Raw genomic sequence first — 14,918 nt, forward strand, 5'->3', positions numbered from 1 at the left:
GGCCGCTCGAAGCCCTTTGGGCAAGGAAACGCCAAACTGCGTTCATGGTTTCTCCGGCGCTGATGCGCTCGGGCCCGAAAAGGCGTCCACTGGTTCAGTGGAGAGGAGCTGGAATGACTGAGATCACCGGCACCGGAACGCCCGTCGTGCATGAGGCGTATGCCTTCGCGTGCATGAGATGCGGATACGGCTGGGAGCAGGCGTACGAGATAGCGCACCATGTCGACGCGCACGGGAACCCCTTCGTCGTCTACACGGCGGACGGCCAGCGGGTCCCGTCCCCGCTGTCCCGGCCGACCTGCATGAACTGCGGAAGCCACGTCGTGCGGATCATGCGGTCGGGCATGGTGTCGTCGGTGCTCCAGATGGCCGCCGCGCGCGAGCACCACGGGCGCGGGGCGAGAGCGACGAAGCCGGTGTCCCCGGCGGGGCCGATCGGGCAGGAGCTGACCGAGGACGTCCCGGCCGGGGGCGAGGAGCCGCCGCCGGTCCCGCACCACTGGCACCTCTCCGACCTGCTGCACCCGTTCCGCGCCCGGAAGTGACCGGCGGAAGTGACCGGCGGGAGACCGGCGGGAGACCGTGAGGGCCCCGGCACCGCCGCGCGGTAATCCCCGCGCGGCGGCGCTCGGGGCCCTCGTACGATCGTGGTCATGACTGCCAAGGACGCCCCGCCGCCGCTGCCCGAGCCCCTGCTGGTCCCGGTCGCGGACTCGCACACCCACCTCGACATGCAGTCCGGCACCGTCGAGGAGGCGCTCACCAAGGCCGCCGCCGTCGGCGTCACCACGGTCGTCCAGGTCGGCTGCGACGTGAAGGGCTCCCAGTGGGCCGCCGAGACCGCCGCCGCCCACGAGAACGTCCACGCGGCCGTCGCCCTGCACCCGAACGAGGCGCCCCGGATCGTGCTGGGGGACCCCGATGGCTGGTCACGGCAGGGTGCCAGGGCCGGGGGCGGGGACGCCGCGCTCGACGACGCCCTGGCCGAGATCGACCGCCTCGCCGCCCTGCCGTACGTCCGCGCCGTCGGCGAGACCGGCCTCGACACCTTCCGCACCGGCCCTGAGGGCATGGCCGCGCAGGAGCGTTCCTTCCGCGCCCACATCGAGATCGCCAAGCGCCACGGCAAGGCCCTGGTCATCCACGACCGCGAGGCCCACGAGGACGTGCTGCGGGTGCTCGACGAGGAGGGCGCCCCCGAGCGGACCGTCTTCCACTGCTACTCCGGCGACGCCGCCATGGCCGAGATCTGCGCCGCCAAGGGCTACTACATGTCCTTCGCGGGCAACGTCACCTTCAAGAACGCCCAGCCGCTGCGCGAGGCCCTCGCCGTCGCCCCGCTGGAGCTCGTCCTGGTCGAGACCGACGCCCCGTTCCTCACCCCCGCGCCCTACCGGGGCCGCCCCAACGCCCCGTACCTGATCCCGGTCACCGTCCGGGCGATGGCCGCGGTCCGCGGGATCACCGAGGAGGAGCTGGCCGGGGCGATCGCCGCCAACACCGCCCGCGCCTTCGACTACTGACCGGTCCCCGATCCAGGGTCACCGATCGATAACGGTTACGTGAGGTAGTCGAGTCGTTTTGGAGAGTGACGGGCGCTGCCGCTAGGGTCGCGGCCTCGTGAGCACCTCTCATCGGTCCGGCGCCCGACGGCGCAAGGCGAACCCGCCCGCCGACGGCCTGCGCCGGATCGTCCCGCAGGCCCTCGTCGTCGCGTTCCTGGCCGGCGGCACCAGTGCCTTCGTCGCCAACGACAAGGCGGTGAAGCTCTCCGTCGACGGCGTCCCCCGCACCCTGCACACCTTCGCCGACGGCGTCGACGAACTCCTCGCCGCCGAGGGCCTCGCGGTCGGCGAGCACGACATCGTCGCCCCCGCCCCCGGCACCGACCTCGCCAGCGGCGACGAGATCGTGGTCCGCTACGGCCGCCCCGTCGCCCTCACCCTCGACGGCCGCCGCCGCGAGGTGTGGACCACCGCCCGCACCGTCGACGGCGCCCTGCGCCAGCTCGGGGTGCGCGCCGAGGGCGCCTATCTGTCGGTGTCCCGGTCCGCGCCGATCTCCCGGCAGGGCCTCGCCCTCGACGTCCGCACCGAGCGCGCCGTCACCTTCCTCGCCGACGGCCGCGAGCGCACCGTCCGCACCAACGCGGCCACCGTCCAGGAGGCCGTCGAGGAGGCCGGGATCACCCTCAGCGGCCAGGACACCACCTCCGTGCCGCTGGACTCCTTCCCGCGCGACGGCCAGACCGTCACCGTGCTGCGGATCACCGGCACCCAGGAGATCCGCGAGGAGCCGCTGCCGTTCGCCGTCGAGCGCACCCGCGACCCCGAGCTCTTCGCGGGCACCGAGGTCGTCGAACGGCAGGGCGCGCCGGGCGTCCGCCGGGTCACGTACGCGCTGCGCACCGTCAACGGGGTGCGGCAGCGGCCACACCGGGTCCGCGAGGAGATCGTCCGGGAGCCGGTCGCCCAGCGGATCCGGATCGGCACCCGCCCGCTGCCCACCTCGGTCGCCGGGGCCGACGGCCTGAACTGGGCCGCGCTCGCCGCCTGCGAGTCCGGCGGCAGGCCGGGCGCCGTCGACCCGTCCGGCACCTACGGCGGGCTCTACCAGTTCGACCCCGGTACGTGGCGCTCGCTCGGCGGCAGCGGCGTCGCCCAGGACGCGCCCGCCGGTGAGCAGACCTTCCGGGCGAAGAAGCTGTACGTGCAGCGCGGCGCCAGCCCCTGGCCGCACTGCGGCCGCAGGCTCCACGGGTGACCGCGGCGCGGGGACCCGCCGCCACCCCGGCCCCTCGGTCGGCCGCCGTGGACCGCCCCGGACCGGTGAGGCGTGGGGCGGGCCCGCGGGCGCCCCGTAGGCTGTACCGGTGAGCACCACCACCGGCCCCGAAGGCCCCGACGCCCTCCTCGGCCCCGCAGACATCCGTGAGCTGGCCGCCACCCTGGGCGTCCGCCCCACGAAGCAGAAGGGCCAGAACTTCGTCATCGACGCCAACACCGTGCGGCGGATCGTCCGCACGGCCGAGGTGCGCCCCGACGACGTGGTCGTGGAGGTGGGGCCCGGACTCGGCTCCCTCACCCTCGCGCTGCTTGAGGTCGCCGACCGGGTGACCGCCGTCGAGATCGACGACGTCCTCGCCGCCGCGCTGCCGTCGACGATCGCCGCCCGGATGCCCGAGCGGCAGGACCGCTTCGCGCTGGTCCACTCCGACGCCATGCAGGTCCAGGAGCTGCCGGGCCCGGCGCCCACCGCGCTCGTCGCGAACCTGCCGTACAACGTGGCCGTGCCGGTGCTGCTGCACATGCTGGAGCGCTTCCCGACCATCGAGCGGACCCTGGTGATGGTCCAGGCCGAGGTCGCCGACCGGCTGGCCGCCCAGCCGGGCAACAAGGTGTACGGCGTGCCGTCGGTCAAGGCCAACTGGTACGCCGAGGTGAAGCGGGCCGGGTCCATCGGCCGCAACGTCTTCTGGCCCGCGCCGAACGTCGACTCCGGGCTCGTCTCGCTGGTCCGCAGGACCGAGCCGCTCGCCACCACCGCGACCCGCCGCGAGGTCTTCTCGGTCGTCGACGCGGCCTTCGCGCAGCGCCGCAAGACGCTCCGGGCCGCGCTCGCCACCTGGGCGGGCTCACCCGCCGCCGCCGAGACGGCGCTGGTCGCCGCCGGGGTGTCGCCGCAGGCGCGCGGCGAGGCGCTGACGGTCGAGGAGTTCATCCGGATCGCCGAGAACAAGCCGCTGTCGGCGCCCCAGCCGCTGTCGGCGTCCCAGCCGCAGTCGAAGGCCAAGGCGAAGGCCGAGGCCAAGGCGAAGGACGCCAGGTACCCCGAGGCCCCCGAGGCCGCCGAGGACGCGACGGCCGCCGAGGACGCGAAGGAGCAGGAGGCGTGAGTGCGAGCGGGAGCGCGGGCGTCACCGTACGGGTGCCCGCCAAGGTCAACGCGCAGCTCGCGGTCGGTGCCGCACGGCCCGACGGCTTCCACGACCTCGCCAACGTCTTCCTCGCCGTCTCGCTGTACGACGAGGTCACCGCGACCCCCGCCGAGACGCTGACGGTCACCTGCGAGGGCCCGGACGCCGGTCAGGTGCCGCTCGACCGCAGCAACCTGGCCGCGCGCGCCGCCGAACTCCTCGCGGCCCGCCACGGCATCGCCCCCGACGTCCATCTGCACATCGCCAAGGACATCCCGGTCGCCGGCGGCATGGCGGGCGGCAGCGCCGACGGCGCCGCCGCCCTGCTCGCCTGCGACGCCCTGTGGGGCCTCGGCACCCCGCGCGCCGAACTCCTGGAGATCTGCGCCGAGCTGGGCAGCGACGTGCCGTTCAGTCTGGTCGGCGGTGCCGCGCTCGGCGTCGGCCGGGGCGAGAAGCTGACCGGGCTGCCGGTCGGCGGCACCTTCCACTGGGTGTTCGCGGTCGCCGACGGCGGCCTGTCGACGCCCGCCGTGTACGGCGAGTTCGACCGGCTCACCGCGGGCGTGGACGTGCCCGAGCCGGTCGCCTCCCCGGCGCTGCTCGACGCCCTCGCGGCCGGTGACACCACCGCCCTCGCGGCCGCCCTCGCCAACGACCTCCAGGCCGCCGCCGTGTCGCTGCGCCCGTCGCTGACGGCGACCCTCGCGGCCGGGACCGGGGCGGGCGCGCTCGCCGCGCTGGTCTCGGGCTCGGGGCCGACCACCGCGTTCCTGGTGAAGGACGCGGAGGCCGCCGAGCAGGTCGCCGCCGCCCTGATCGCGTCCGGCACCTGCCGGACCGCGCGGGTCGCGACCTCCCCGGCGGCCGGGGCCACGATCGTCTGACCGGGCCCGGCGGCCCCGGGACCGGCCCCGGTGGCCCGCCCGGCTACCGCTTGTTCTTGGAGATCCGGGCGACCAGCAGGTTCGGGTCGGGCGCCGAAGTGGCGTAGTAGGCCGCGCTGTTCACATGGACCCGTTTGGCGTGCACGGCCAGCGAGGTCGGGTTGCGCAGTCCGTCCTTCGCGGTCAGCACCGTCTTGTGGCTGCCGTCGGGACGGACGAGCGCCACCTCGTCGCTCGGCAGCAGCGCGGCGAGCACGGTGCCGCCGTGGTGCCCGGTGAAGGCGAAGTCGTCGATCCCGGTCAGCCCGCTCGCGCGGACCTCGACCGGACCGGCGGCCCGCTCCGGCGGCGGGCCCGCCGGGATCCGCAGCAGGGTGGCCCGGTCGGTGTTGGACACCCACACCGCCCCGTCGCGGAACTTCAGCCCGTTGGCCCCGAAGCCGCCCGCCGCGGCGGCCCGCAGCGCCGCGCCCTCGGCCCACACGGCCGGGGCGCCGCCGTCCCGGGGGACGCTCCACACCACCCCGCGCGCCGAGTCGGCGACGTAGAGCGTGCCGCACTCCTCGTCCAGGGCCAGGCCGTTGGGCAGGCCGTCGGCCGGGAGCTGGGCGATCTGCTCGGGGGCGGCGCCGGGGGCGATGCGCCAGACGCCGGTCTCGGCGGTGCCGGTCGCGTAGTTCACGTACAGGGTGCCGTCCTCGGCCCGCGCGATGCCGCTGACGGCGGCGGCGCCGATCAGCGGGGTGTGCGGGTCCGCGACGGGCGGCAGGGTGGCGAGCACGGTGACGGCGCCCGTGCGGTCGACCCGGGCGACCTGCCGGGCGAAGGAGAAGGTGACGTCGGCGGAGCCGTCGGGTTCGAGGGCGATGTTCTCCGGGGCCCGCCCGGCCGCGAAGGGGAAGTGGGCGAGGACCCGCGCGTGCGAGACGGTCGGGTCGCCGCCGGACGGCGTCGCGGCGGTCGCGGTGGCGGTCGTGGCGCCGGCGGGGGCGAGGAGGGCGAGCGCGGCGGCGAGCGGCGCGGCGAGGCGGGGGAGTGCGGGCACGGTTCCTCCGGTGAGGGGTGGCTCGGTGGGTGAGCGGGTGCGGTCGGGACGAAGATGACCGGCCGTCAGGGGCGGGACCCGGTGCCCCGGCCGCCAGGTCGCCCGCCCGGTGGACCCGGCCCCGCCATCCGCACCCGCGCACGCCCACCCGTCCCGCGCGCCCCCGGGCCGTACGGGAGTCCTCGCCGCCGCCCCGTACTCATCCCCGAGTTGAGTATCCGAGCGCTCCCGCCGCCCCGCCCCGCCCGGCACCGTGCCCTGAGGGATCGGGACCGGGACCGGAATCGGGACCGGAATCGGGATCGGGATGGGGGACGGGGAATGGGAATGGGCAAGGGACTCGGCGCGCGGGAGCTCGCCGCCGCGACACCGGCGACCCGGGACCGCTATGTCGACCTGCTGCGGGTCGCCTCGCTCGGCGTCGTGGTCCTCGGGCACTGGCTGATGGCCGCGGTCACCGCCGACGGGCAGGTCGGCAACCTGCTCGCCGAGGTGCCCGCGCTCCAGCCGCTCACCTGGGTGCTCCAGGTGATGCCGGTGTTCTTCTTCGTGGGCGGCTTCTCGCACGCCCTCGCGCACCGCTCACGGCCGGGGTACGCGGTCTTCCTGCGGGCCCGGCTGCGGCGGCTGCTGCGGCCGACGATGGTGTTCATCGCGGTGTGGGGCGTGCTCGCGCTCGTCGTGCAGCTGCTCGGCGCGGACGGCGGGCTGACCGGGGTCGCGCTGCGGCTCGTCACCCAGCCGCTCTGGTTCATCGGGATCTATCTGGCGATGGTCGCGTTCACCCCGCCGCTCCTGAAGGCGCACGAGAGGTACGGCTGGGGCGCGTTCGGCGGTCTGGTCGCGGGGGCGGTCGCGGTCGACGTGCTGCGGTTCGCGGCCGGGGTGCCGTACGTCGAGTTCCTCAACTTCGCCTTCGTCTGGCTCGCCGTCCACCAGCTCGGCTTCCTGCGCGCCGACGGCATGATCCGCCGCCCCGAGCTCCTCGCCGGTGCCGGACTGCTCGGCGCGGGCCTGCTCGTGGCCCTCGGCCCGTACCCGCTGTCGATGGTCGGGATGCCCGGCGAGCAGGTCTCCAACATGGCCCCGCCGACCCTGGCGCTGCTCTGCCACGGCCTGTGGCTGGTCGGCGCGGTCGAACTCCTCAAGGGCCCCGGCGCCCGGTTCACCGCGCGGGCCCGGGTGTGGCGCGGGGTGGTCGCGGCCAACGGGATCGCGATGACCGCGTTCCTGTGGCACCTGACGGCGATGCTCGGCGTGTACGGCGCGCTCCTCGCGCTCGGCGTCCGGCTCCCGGACCCCGCGACCGGCACCTGGTGGGCCCACGTCCCGCTCCGCCTCGCCGCCGCGGCCGTCCTCACCGCGCTGCTCGTCGCCCTCTTCCGCCGCTTCGAGTCCCCCACCCCGGCCACCCCGCCCCCACCCGGCCCGGCGACCGGCACCCCGCTCGCCGCCCTCGGCATCACCCTCGCCCTGCTCGGCGTCCTCGCCCTGTCCATGACGGGCCTCGGCGGCCTCCTGGAGGGCCACGCGGCCACCCTGATAGCCGCCAGGGTGACGGCCCCGGTGGCGGTGGGGATGGCGCTGGCGGGGTGGCTGCTGGTGGAGCGGCCTACAGCTCGTCGATCCCGCTGAGATCGATGTCGATCGGGAAGGGGACGGAGAGCTTCAGCCGGTCCCGGTGGACACCGGTGGACGTGTACGTCTTCGTCACCGGGTCACGCTCGTAGACCCGTACGACCGCGCTGCTGTCGCTGTCCATCTCGACGAGCCAGAAGTGGTCGATCCCGGCGGCGGCGTACTTGTGCGGCTTGGTGTCGCGGTCCCGTGACTCGGAGTCCGGAGAGACGACCTCGACGGCCAGCACGACGTCCCCGACCGGGTACGAGGTCTGGGCGAGGCCGCGCACGGCCTCCTTGTGGACGACGAGGAGATCCGGCTCGGGACAGTTGCGGCGGTCGATGATCACAGTCATCCGACCGTCCACCCGCAGCTGCGGCGGAACACTGCTCCGCAGCCCCATGCGGAGCAGGAAGACGAGGATGTCGTGGGATCGGCGGCGCGGGCTCACGAACACCAGGCTCCCGTCGAGCAGCTCGGTGTGCGCGGGGAGGGCGGGCAGGGTGAACAGATCGTCGACGGTCCAGCCGCCCTGCGGCGGCCTCGGCCAATGCCGGGCGCACTCGTGCTCCGACCCGGTCGTCCGCTCGGCGGACACGGTTTCTCCCATGGGCGTGATTCTTCGGCTCGTCCGTCACAGCAGCCCCCGGATCCCGACCACGTCATCACAAAGAGTGACCGCGTCATCCGTCACCGCCGCCGACGTACCCTTGGGCGTCGATCGTGTGCCCCGTACCAGGAGTGAAATGGCCGTCAATCTGGTCAATGTCGAGTCCGTCACCAAGGTGTACGGCACCCGTGCGCTCCTTGACGGGGTGTCCCTGGGTGTCTCCGAAGGGGACCGGATCGGCGTCGTCGGCCGCAACGGCGACGGCAAGACCACCCTCATCCGGATGCTCGCGCGCCTGGAGGAGGCCGACACCGGGCGGGTCACGCACAGTGGCGGGCTGCGGCTCGGGGTGCTCACCCAGCACGACTCGCTCGACCCCGAGGCCACCATCCGCCACGAGGTGATCGGCGTCCTCGCCGACCACGAGTGGGCCGGCAGCGCCAAGATCCGCGATGTGCTCACCGGGCTGTTCGGCGGGCTCGACCTGCCCGGCTTCGAGAAGGGCCTCGACACCGTCATCGGGCCGCTGTCCGGTGGCGAGCGGCGCCGGATCGCGCTCGCCAAGCTGCTCATCGAGGACCAGGACCTGCTCGTCCTCGACGAGCCCACCAACCACCTCGACGTCGAGGGCATCGCCTGGCTCGCCGGGCACCTGCAGACCCGGCGCTCCGCGCTCGTCTGCGTCACCCACGACCGGTGGTTCCTCGACCAGGTCTGCACCCGCATGTGGGACGTGCAGCGCGGCGACGTCTACGAGTACGAGGGCGGCTACTCCGACTACGTCTTCGCCCGCGCCGAGCGCGAGCGGATCGCCGCCACCGAAGAGGTCAAGCGGCAGAACCTGGTCCGCAAGGAGCTGGCCTGGCTGCGCCGCGGCGCCCCGGCCCGTACCTCCAAGCCCCGGTTCCGCATCGAGGCCGCCAACGCGCTCATCGCCGACGTGCCCGCGCCCCGCGACAACACCGAACTGATGAAGTTCGCCAACGCCCGGCTCGGCAGGACCGTCTTCGACCTGGAGGACGTGACCGTCACCGCCGGGCCCAAGACCCTGCTCCAGCACCTCACCTGGCAGCTCGGCCCCGGCGACCGGATCGGCCTGGTCGGCGTCAACGGCGCGGGCAAGACCTCGCTGCTGCGCGCTCTCGCCGACGCCGCCCGCACCGACGGCGAGCAGCAGCCCGCCGCGGGCCGGATCGTCGTCGGCAAGACCGTGCGGCTCGCCTACCTCTCGCAGGACGTCACCGAACTCCCCGCGACGCTGCGGGTCCTGGAGGCCGTGCAGCAGATCCGCGACCGGGTCGACCTCGGCAAGGGCCGCGAGATGACCGCGGGCCAGCTGTGCGAGCAGTTCGGCTTCGGCAAGGAGAAGCAGTGGACGCCGGTCGGCGACCTCTCCGGCGGTGAGCGCCGCCGTCTCCAGCTGCTGCGGCTCCTGATGGACGAGCCCAACGTGCTGTTCCTCGACGAGCCCACCAACGACCTCGACATCGAGACCCTCACCCAGCTGGAGGACCTCCTCGACGGCTGGCCCGGCTCCATGGTCGTCATCTCCCACGACCGGTTCTTCCTGGAGCGCACCACCGACCGCACCCTCGCGCTGCTCGGCGACCGGGCGCTGCGGATGCTGCCGCGCGGCATCGACGAGTACCTGGAGCGCCGCCGCCGGATGGTCGAGGAGGCCGTGCCCGCCGCGACGACGGTGGCCGCCGCCCCCGGCAAGGAGAAGTCGGCCGCCGACGCCCGCGCCGCGAAGAAGGAGCTGCAGAAGGTCGAGCGTCAGCTCGACAAGGTCACCGAGAAGGAGACCAAGCTGCACGCGCAGATCGCCGAAAACGCCACGGACTTCGAGAAGGTGGCGAAACTGGACGCGGAGCTCCGGGAACTCGCTGGTGAACGCGAGGAGTTGGAGATGCGGTGGCTGGAGCTCGCCGAGGACGCGTAGAGATGTCGTAGAGGACGCATAACGACGGCATCACGGGCCGGTCCTCCCTTGGGAACAAGGGGAGGACCGGCCACTTTTGCGCCATCCCCCGAGTGGTAGAAAGAAAACCCGCTCACATCAAGGGGGAAGCGCTGATGACCCAACCGCCCAGCAACCAGCCACCGGAGGGCTTCGGCGCGCCGGACCCGAACCAGGGGCAGAACCTGCCGCCGGTCCCGCCGATGCCTCCGCAGGCACCGCCGGTCCCGCCGCAGCCGCCGCAGGCTCCGGCCCAGCCGCCCGCGCAGCCGCCCGCCGGGCAGCCGCCGCAGGCCGCCGGCCCGTACGGGTACCCGCAGCAGCCGCAACAGCCCCAGCAGCCCGGCCCGTACGGGTACCCGCCCCAGCAGCAGCCTCAGCAGCCGGGCCCCTACGGGTACCCGCAGAAGGGCGAGCAGCCCGGCCCGTACGGCTACCCGCAGCAGCCCCAGCAGCCCGGCCCGTACGGCTATCCGCAGGCGGGCCAGCAGCCCGGCCCGTACGGCGGCTACCCGACCGCCCCGATGCCGCCGGCGCCCGCGGGGGGCGGCGGCGGCAAGAACTTCTTCAAGGGCAAGCCCGGGATCATCGTCGCCGCGGCCGTCGCCGCCGCGCTCGTCATCGGCGGCGGCACCTGGTTCGCCCTCAGTGGTGACGACGACAAGAAGCCGGTCGTCCAGCCCACCCAGTCCGCCACCACCGGCCTGCCCAAGCCGACCGAGTCCGTCGACAAGGGCGACGGCAAGGGCGACGGCGAGGAGGGCGACCCCAACGACCTCAACGCCGGCCGCAAGGACGGCGAGGCGAAGATCAACTGGCTGCTCAAGAACAACGTCGACCTGCCCCGCAACGGCGCCGACGTGTACGGCCCGTGGATCGTCGGCGACGTCGTCGTCAAGGGCATGTACAAGAGCATCGACGGCTACAGCCTCGCCGACGGCGCCCCCAAGTGGCACATCGACCTGCCCTTCGACCTGTGCGCCGCGCCGCCGGAGCCCAACGCCAACGGCGTCATGGTGTTCGGCTTCAAGGACAGCGCGGGCGACCGCGCCAAGTGCCTCCAGCTGAAGCAGGTCGACCTCAAGACCGGCAAGAGCGCGTGGACGAAGTCGGTGCCCAAGCCGACCGGCCTCTTCGCCTTCTCCGACAACACCCTCACCATCAGCGGCAACACGGTCACCGCGGCCGGCTCCAGCTCCGCCTACGGCTTCTCGCTGACCGACGGCAAGCAGCTCTTCACCTCGCCCACCACCGGCTGCAAGCCGTACGCCTACGCGGGCGGCAGCAAGCTCATCGCGGCCACCAAGTGCCCGTCCGGCGACGTGAACAAGGAATCCCACGCGGTCAGCGAGATCGACCCGGCCACCGGCAAGGTCCGCTGGACCTACAAGCTGCCGCTCACCTGGGAGGTCGACCGGGTCTACTCCGTCGACCCGCTGGTCGTCTCCATGACCCAGCGCGAGCAGAAGAAGTGGTCGATCGTCGCGCTCACCGCGGCGGGCAAGCAGCGCTCCCAGATCCAGGGCGCCGCCAACGACAAGTTCGCCCCGCGCTGCGGCGGCAGCTTCGTCGTCTTCGGCAAGAACCTCCAGGGCTGCACCGGTGTCGCCGCCGACCCGAACACCTTCTACATGGCGACCGAGACCGCGTACGGCACCCCCAACGAGGTCGTCGCCTTCGACCTGGCCACCGGCAAGCCCAAGTGGCGTTCCAAGGCGCCGGGCGAGCAGTCCATGACACCGCTGCGGATGGAGGGCTCCGACGTCCTGCTGTACATCGAGCCGCGGTACGACGCGGGCAGCGCCGTCGCCACCCTCGCCCCGACCGGCGGGGCCCCCAAGGTCGTGCTCCAGGGCCAGGCGGCGGTGTCGACGGTCGAGAGCTCCTTCTACGACGCCGCGTACGCGTACGGCAACGGCACCTTCGTGATCGCCGCGGGCCGGGTCTCCGCCCCCAGCGACGCGGAGGAGAAGGAAGCCAAGACGATGATGGCGTACGGCAAGTGAGCGCCGCCCTCAGCACGTCGCCGCGCTCGCGCCGCCCGTCCCGTCCGCTTCCCGACACCGTCGAGACCTCCGAGGTGCCCACGCCATGACGCAGCCGCCGCCACCGCCGAACCAGCCCCCGGGTCCGCCCCCGGGCGGGTTCGGCGCGCCGCAGGACCCCCCGCCGGGGGGTTTCGGCGCGCCCCAGGACCCGCAGCAGCAGCCGTACGGCTACCCGCAGGCACCGCAGCAGCCGCCGCAGTACCCGCAGCAGCCGTACCCGGGGCAGCCGGGCCAGCCGGGTCAGCCCGGACAGCCGGGTCAGCCCGTGTACGGGTACCCGCAGCCCGGGCAGCAGCCGTACGGCTATCCGCCGCAGCCGCCCCAGCAGCAGCCCGGGTACGGCTACCCGACGCAGCCGCAGTACCCGGGGGGACAGCCGGTCCCGCCGGTCCCGCCGGTCCCGCCGGGCTCCGGCGGGGGGAGCGGCCGCAAGCTGTCCGCGCAGGCGCAGATCATCATCGCGGCGGTCGTCGCCGTGGTCCTGATCGTCGGCGGCGGCGTCTGGTACGCGAACTCCGGCGGTGACGGCGGCAAGAACGACGACGCCAAGGGCACCTCCGGCGCCGCCAGCGGCTCCAAGGACGGCGGTTCGGGCGGCTCCGGCGGCGGCGACGGAGGGCTCGGCGGCGGCGGTACGGAGAAGGTCCCGGCGGACCCCACGTCCACCGCCTCCTTCCAGCTGCCGCTGCCGCAGGTCCCGGACATCACCGACGTGTCCGGCTCCTGGATCACCGACAAGGCGTACGTGAAGACCGGGGTCGACTCGGTCGTCGCCTACGACCTGGACAAGGGCACCGTCCTGTGGACCCTGCCGCTGACCGGCCAGGTCTGCGGCGCCTCCCGGCAGATGACCGCCGACTTCAAGGTCCCGGTGCTCTTCGAGGCCGCCAAGCGGACCCCGCCGCGCTACCTCCAGCCGTGCACAGAGGTCGGCCTGCTCGACCTCGCCACCGGCAAGCTGGTCTGGTCGACGTCGGTGACCGGCGGCACCGGCGGCGACAAGAAGGTGACCTTCAGCGAGGTCACCGTGCACGACCGGACCGTCGCGGCCGGCGGCCTCGACGGCGGCGCGGCGTTCGACCTCGCCAACGGCAACCCGCGCTGGAAGCCGGTGGCCAACGCGGCCTCGTGCGAGGACCTCGGCTACGGCGGCGGCGCCGGCCTGGTCGCGGTCCGCAAGTGCGGCCCGTACGACAGCCCGACCGTCACCATCCAGAACCTCAATCCGATGACCGGCGCTCCCCTCTCGCAGTTCAAGATGCCGCCGGGCGTCGACTGGGCGTCGATCGTCTCCACCAAGCCGCTGGTGGTCGCCGCGAACGTCGGCGACACCGCCACCGACGGCAGCGGCATCTCGGACTTCTTCTCCATCGACGAGAAGACCGGGAAGCTGAAGGCGAAGATCACCGCCGACTCGGACCGCTACGCGGCCCGCTGCCGCTCCACCAAGGTCGAGTCCTGCACCCAGGTCGTCGTCGGCAACAACCGGCTCTACGTGCCGACCGAGGAGCACGACGGCAGCACCGGCGAGTACGCCTCCCGGACCAACGAGATCGTCGGCTTCGACCTGAACACCGGGCGGCTGACGCCGAACAAGGCCGACGCGGGCGACCGTTACACGCTGTTCCCGCTGCGCATGGACGGCGGCGACATCATCGCGTACAAGTGGCCGCCCTACGACAAGGGCGGGCAGATCGTCTCCATCAACGGCGGCACCATGAAGGCGACCACGCTGATGGAGAACCCGTCGTTCAAGGCCACCCGCGACATCGAGACCAGCTTCAGCCAGACCGGCGCGGAGTACCGCTACGCGAACGGGCGGCTGTTCGTCTCGCAGACGACGCTCAGCAAGCCGTCGAGCTCGTCGACCACCTACAAGCGCTATCTGGCCGTCGGTTTCAGGACCACCGGCTGAAGGGCTGACCGGCGCCGCCGGTGATGCGATTCTGGGGTCCCTCCGGTGGAGGGGCCCCAGTGCCGTTTCCGGGCGGGGGTGATGGGGGCCGCCGCCGCGCATGGGGCAAAGCGGGGCGGGGGAGTGTGTAGCTTGCCGGGCAGCAGGGTGGCCGGGGGAAGGCCGGCCCGGGGATGGGGGAGGAACGATGGGCGTACGCCTCATGGTGGTCGACGACCACCGCCTGCACGCGGAGGCACTGGCCTCGGCGCTGAAGCTGCGGGGGCACCGGGTGCTCGCCGCGGCGGCGCCGGTGGCCGGGGCCGCGGAGCTGGTGGTGAGCCGCGCGCCCGAGGTGTGCCTGCTCGGCACGGCCGCGCCCGCCGAGCCCGGGGTCTTCGACCCGGTGGTCCGGATCAAGCGCGAGCGGCCGCAGATCGCCGTGGTGGTGCTCGGCCCGGTGCCCTCGCCGCGCGGCATCGCGGCCGCCTTCGCCGCCGGGGCCTCGGGCTATGTGCGGCACGACGAGCGCATCGAGGGCGTCGAGCGGGCCCTGGTGAAGGCCAGGGCGGGCGAGGCGGCGGTGGCGCCGCAGCTCATCCAGGGCGCGTTCGCCGAGCTGCTCAACCCGGCCGCGCAGCCCGACGACGAGGGCCAGCGGCTGCTGCGGCTGCTGACCCCGCGCGAGGCGGAGGTGCTCGTACGGGTCGCCGAGGGCGAGGACACCCGGCTGATCGCCGCCGGGATGGCGATCGCGCCCAGCACCGCGCGCACCCATGTGCAGCGGGTCCTGATGAAGCTGGGTGTCGGCTCGCGCCTGGAGGCGGCGGCGCTCGCGGCGCGGACGGGGCTGCTCGACCGGGTGCCGATGCAGCGGCGGCCGTAGGCCCGGCCCTGGGCGGCCGGGTCCAGGGTGCGGAGTGTTGTGTCGCTCGTTG

The 14,918-nt window shown here is 73.6% G+C and carries 12 protein-coding genes; 10 read left to right on the forward strand and 2 right to left on the reverse strand.

What is annotated here, in order from left to right; all coding sequences use genetic code 11:
* Positions 1 to 113: 113 nt before the first annotated feature.
* The 5 genes from ACIPXM_RS17170 (at position 114) to ACIPXM_RS17190 (ending at position 4,803) form a co-directional block, all read left to right on the forward strand.
* Positions 114 to 545 carry a hypothetical protein gene (locus tag ACIPXM_RS17170; RefSeq protein WP_401655910.1) on the forward strand — a complete coding sequence of 144 codons (432 nt, stop codon included), beginning with the start codon at positions 114 to 116 and terminating at the stop codon, positions 543 to 545.
* 108 nt (positions 546 to 653) lie between these two features.
* Positions 654 to 1,523, forward strand: coding sequence for a TatD family hydrolase (locus ACIPXM_RS17175; RefSeq protein ID WP_401655913.1), 870 nt, complete (start codon positions 654 to 656; stop codon positions 1,521 to 1,523).
* A 97-nt stretch (positions 1,524 to 1,620) separates the two neighbouring features.
* Positions 1,621 to 2,763 carry a ubiquitin-like domain-containing protein gene (locus tag ACIPXM_RS17180; protein ID WP_401655915.1) on the forward strand — a complete coding sequence of 381 codons (1,143 nt, stop codon included), beginning with the start codon at positions 1,621 to 1,623 and terminating at the stop codon, positions 2,761 to 2,763.
* Positions 2,764 to 2,872: 109 nt separating this feature from the next.
* Complete coding sequence (gene rsmA / locus ACIPXM_RS17185; protein ID WP_401655917.1) at positions 2,873 to 3,895, forward strand: 16S rRNA (adenine(1518)-N(6)/adenine(1519)-N(6))-dimethyltransferase RsmA; 1,023 nt, start codon at positions 2,873 to 2,875, stop codon at positions 3,893 to 3,895.
* Complete coding sequence (locus tag ACIPXM_RS17190; RefSeq protein WP_401655919.1) at positions 3,892 to 4,803, forward strand: 4-(cytidine 5'-diphospho)-2-C-methyl-D-erythritol kinase; 912 nt, start codon at positions 3,892 to 3,894, stop codon at positions 4,801 to 4,803. The genes rsmA and ACIPXM_RS17190 overlap by 4 nt, the downstream gene beginning before the upstream one ends.
* Positions 4,804 to 4,846: 43 nt before the next feature.
* On the opposite strand, the gene ACIPXM_RS17195 is transcribed toward ACIPXM_RS17190, so the two are convergent.
* The gene (locus tag ACIPXM_RS17195; RefSeq protein WP_401655921.1) at positions 4,847 to 5,848 is read right to left on the reverse strand and encodes a hypothetical protein; all 1,002 of its coding nucleotides are present in this window, start codon (positions 5,846 to 5,848) and stop codon (positions 4,847 to 4,849) included.
* Positions 5,849 to 6,175: 327 nt separating this feature from the next.
* Between ACIPXM_RS17195 and ACIPXM_RS17200 the strand changes: the two genes are divergently transcribed.
* Positions 6,176 to 7,483, forward strand: coding sequence for an acyltransferase (locus tag ACIPXM_RS17200; protein WP_401655923.1), 1,308 nt, complete (start codon positions 6,176 to 6,178; stop codon positions 7,481 to 7,483).
* Here the strand turns inward: ACIPXM_RS17200 and ACIPXM_RS17205 are convergent.
* Positions 7,461 to 8,078: a Uma2 family endonuclease gene (locus ACIPXM_RS17205; protein ID WP_401655925.1), complete on the reverse strand. Its 618-nt coding sequence runs from the start codon at positions 8,076 to 8,078 to the stop codon at positions 7,461 to 7,463. The two genes, ACIPXM_RS17200 and ACIPXM_RS17205, sit on opposite strands and share 23 nt — an antisense overlap.
* A 136-nt stretch (positions 8,079 to 8,214) precedes the next feature.
* Here ACIPXM_RS17205 and ACIPXM_RS17210 point away from each other — a divergent pair, with 136 nt between their 5' ends.
* The 4 genes from ACIPXM_RS17210 (at position 8,215) to ACIPXM_RS17225 (ending at position 14,866) form a co-directional block, all read left to right on the forward strand.
* Entirely contained in the window at positions 8,215 to 10,020 is a 1,806-nt protein-coding gene (locus ACIPXM_RS17210; RefSeq protein ID WP_401655927.1) for an ABC-F family ATP-binding cassette domain-containing protein, read from the forward strand.
* A gap of 134 nt (positions 10,021 to 10,154) precedes the next feature.
* A complete protein-coding gene (locus ACIPXM_RS17215) occupies positions 10,155 to 12,044 on the forward strand; it encodes a PQQ-binding-like beta-propeller repeat protein (protein ID WP_401655929.1) in 1,890 nt (629 codons plus the stop codon).
* An 85-nt stretch (positions 12,045 to 12,129) separates the two neighbouring features.
* Complete coding sequence (locus tag ACIPXM_RS17220) at positions 12,130 to 14,001, forward strand: PQQ-binding-like beta-propeller repeat protein (RefSeq protein ID WP_401655931.1); 1,872 nt, start codon at positions 12,130 to 12,132, stop codon at positions 13,999 to 14,001.
* Between the two features lie 187 nt (positions 14,002 to 14,188).
* A complete protein-coding gene (locus ACIPXM_RS17225) occupies positions 14,189 to 14,866 on the forward strand; it encodes a LuxR C-terminal-related transcriptional regulator (RefSeq protein WP_401655934.1) in 678 nt (225 codons plus the stop codon).
* Positions 14,867 to 14,918 lie beyond the last annotated feature (52 nt).

The sequence above is a fragment of the Streptomyces sp. NPDC090025 genome (assembly GCF_044748125.1).
In the GTDB taxonomy this organism is placed as follows: Bacteria; Actinomycetota; Actinomycetes; order Streptomycetales; family Streptomycetaceae; genus Streptomyces.

Excerpts from the sequence above, each read along its gene's own strand:
- ACIPXM_RS17225 (WP_401655934.1), top strand. The coding sequence starts at position 14,189 with ATGGGCGTACGCCTCATGGTGGTCGACGACCACCGCCTGCACGCGGAG.
- ACIPXM_RS17175 (WP_401655913.1), top strand. The coding sequence starts at position 654 with ATGACTGCCAAGGACGCCCCGCCGCCGCTGCCCGAGCCCCTGCTGGTC.
- ACIPXM_RS17215 (WP_401655929.1), top strand. The coding sequence starts at position 10,155 with ATGACCCAACCGCCCAGCAACCAGCCACCGGAGGGCTTCGGCGCGCCG.
- ACIPXM_RS17205 (WP_401655925.1), bottom strand. The coding sequence starts at position 8,078 with ATGGGAGAAACCGTGTCCGCCGAGCGGACGACCGGGTCGGAGCACGAG.
- ACIPXM_RS17200 (WP_401655923.1), top strand. The coding sequence starts at position 6,176 with ATGGGCAAGGGACTCGGCGCGCGGGAGCTCGCCGCCGCGACACCGGCG.
- ACIPXM_RS17170 (WP_401655910.1), top strand. The coding sequence starts at position 114 with ATGACTGAGATCACCGGCACCGGAACGCCCGTCGTGCATGAGGCGTAT.
- ACIPXM_RS17220 (WP_401655931.1), top strand. The coding sequence starts at position 12,130 with ATGACGCAGCCGCCGCCACCGCCGAACCAGCCCCCGGGTCCGCCCCCG.
- ACIPXM_RS17210 (WP_401655927.1), top strand. The coding sequence starts at position 8,215 with ATGGCCGTCAATCTGGTCAATGTCGAGTCCGTCACCAAGGTGTACGGC.